This is a genomic window from Rhizobium sp. RSm-3 (genome assembly GCF_001854685.1).
In the GTDB taxonomy this organism is placed as follows: Bacteria; Pseudomonadota; Alphaproteobacteria; order Rhizobiales; family Rhizobiaceae; genus Rhizobium; species Rhizobium ecuadorense.
This window is the reverse complement of sequence record NZ_MAWZ01000054.1, coordinates 1-1,623: the sequence shown is the minus strand read 5'-3', so window position 1 is coordinate 1,623 and position 1,623 is coordinate 1. Positions and strand designations below refer to the sequence as shown.

3 protein-coding genes and 1 pseudogene are annotated in these 1,623 nt (G+C 55.1%); 1 reads left to right on the top strand and 3 read right to left on the bottom strand.

The window, feature by feature from the left end; translation table 11 throughout:
• Positions 1-198: pseudogene (locus BBJ66_RS27155) on the bottom strand (phasin); the annotation flags it as partial.
• 503 nt (positions 199-701) lie between these two features.
• Here BBJ66_RS27155 and BBJ66_RS33810 point away from each other — a divergent pair.
• Positions 702-911 carry a hypothetical protein gene (locus tag BBJ66_RS33810; RefSeq protein ID WP_225880317.1) on the top strand — a complete coding sequence of 70 codons (210 nt, stop codon included), beginning with the start codon at positions 702-704 and terminating at the stop codon, positions 909-911.
• Between the two features lie 161 nt (positions 912-1,072).
• Here BBJ66_RS33810 and fdxB read toward each other — a convergent pair whose 3' ends face one another.
• Positions 1,073-1,390: a ferredoxin III, nif-specific gene (gene fdxB, locus BBJ66_RS27150; protein ID WP_004677870.1), complete on the bottom strand. Its 318-nt coding sequence runs from the start codon at positions 1,388-1,390 to the stop codon at positions 1,073-1,075.
• Positions 1,387-1,590: a CCE_0567 family metalloprotein gene (locus BBJ66_RS27145; protein ID WP_009991124.1), complete on the bottom strand. Its 204-nt coding sequence runs from the start codon at positions 1,588-1,590 to the stop codon at positions 1,387-1,389. Before BBJ66_RS27145 ends, fdxB begins: the two co-directional genes overlap by 4 nt.
• Positions 1,591-1,623: the final 33 nt, after the last annotated feature.

The following is a 1,623-nucleotide window of genomic DNA, read 5'->3' as shown; positions in this document are numbered from 1 at the left end:
GCCGAATAGACTTGTCGTTTCGAGGATCGGAGGCAGCATTTTCTGTGTCGCTTCAGCGCCGGACGCAAATTTCAAAAAAGCCTCTGTCACCTTCTTGTTCCCCTTTTCAACAGATGCGCCGAACTGATCTGGCACCTTGAGCGACGATGACCCCGGGTTTTCGATCGTTTCAAAGGATCTTTCGGAAATCTTGGTCATTGCATTTTCCTTCTCTTTGAGTTGGTTGCAAGCTGTGACATCGGGATTGACCCTTCCGCCGGCGGATGCATGGCCGCTTGGTAGAACGCGGATCCGATGACGAACGGTCAGGTGGCCTCCGTTCCGTTCGTTTCATGAACCGGCATAATGCAGACTGCTTTCTGCCGCTTGTAACCAGGGATCAGCAAACACCATGCCAACTGCTCCGACGCGCCAAGAAGATCATTTTCTTTTATCAATGGGCGGGTTGAGGGCAGGTTGATGTGTATTTGACGGAGAGACCGGCGAACAAAACGTTCCAATCACGACAAACCTGACAAAAGTGGCGGATGCCCGACATTTGCGAGAAATGTCGACGGTTGCGCTGGGGACAAGGGAATTAGCATGTAATTCAACCGCGCTCAGGATCGTCCTGTGTCGGATCGTATTGAGCCTGCGGGGTGGAAAGTGGCGTTGCGGTCCTCGCCGCAAGTGCCTCCGTCAGCTGCGCACTGGTGCTTACCTTGACGGTCAGCTTGCGCGAGACATTGCGTGCAATTGCAGTGCCTTCTTTGCACCGGCCGCCATTGATTAGAACCGCCGCATCCGCGGATCAGGCATGGGACACGAACGGCACGATCTGTGGCGATCCAATCGCGGGGCATCTGCCTTGGCAACCGGATAAGTTCATCGCCGAGGGCGACGAGACAGCGATCGCCACTTCGCGCTTTTAAAAAAGTCCTATTGAAAGAAGCGACGAACTAGCCACCATCGCAGCGCTAACTTTGTGGATGGAATGCCACACGAAGTAACTACGTTCGTTCGTTTGCGCAGACGACGAGCAGCAGGAGACAACAAACGATCTGAAGGTAACAGCGTTGACTTGTTCGCGAGATCACGCAGTAACCTTGTCTGCCGCGACATGGGTCTGACAGTTCTTCGGGCAGACGCGCGCGCAGGCGCCGCAACCAATGCAGCGGCCGGCCTCATCGACAACCATGATCATACGATTGAGCTCGCCATCGAAGTCTTCCTCCTCGTCGTCGCAGATGCCGAGGATTTCACCCGCTTCACCGACGCCATAGAGGTGCATGACTTCGCGAGAGCAGGCTTTGAAGCATCGGCCACAGCCGATGCAGGTTGTAGCATCGATGCAGGTCAGGTACTCCGGCACCCAGCTGGAGCCGTCGCGCGTGACGAAAGGGCCAGTCATCGTGAATTCTCCAATGCAGCGAGCTCTTCCTTCGCAGCGTTCAACTCGGCGAAGGCGTCGAACGTCTCTCCTGCAATGGTCTTGATTCTAGCCCAATTAATCGGAAGGTCCTCGGCAAGATCGTGCAACTCCATCTTCGCAGCGGCGGCGCGGGACTGCAGCTTGCGGACCTTCTTCAGCTGCTCCACAATGTCTGACATGATCTCTTTCCTCGAAAATTGATTTCATGATGC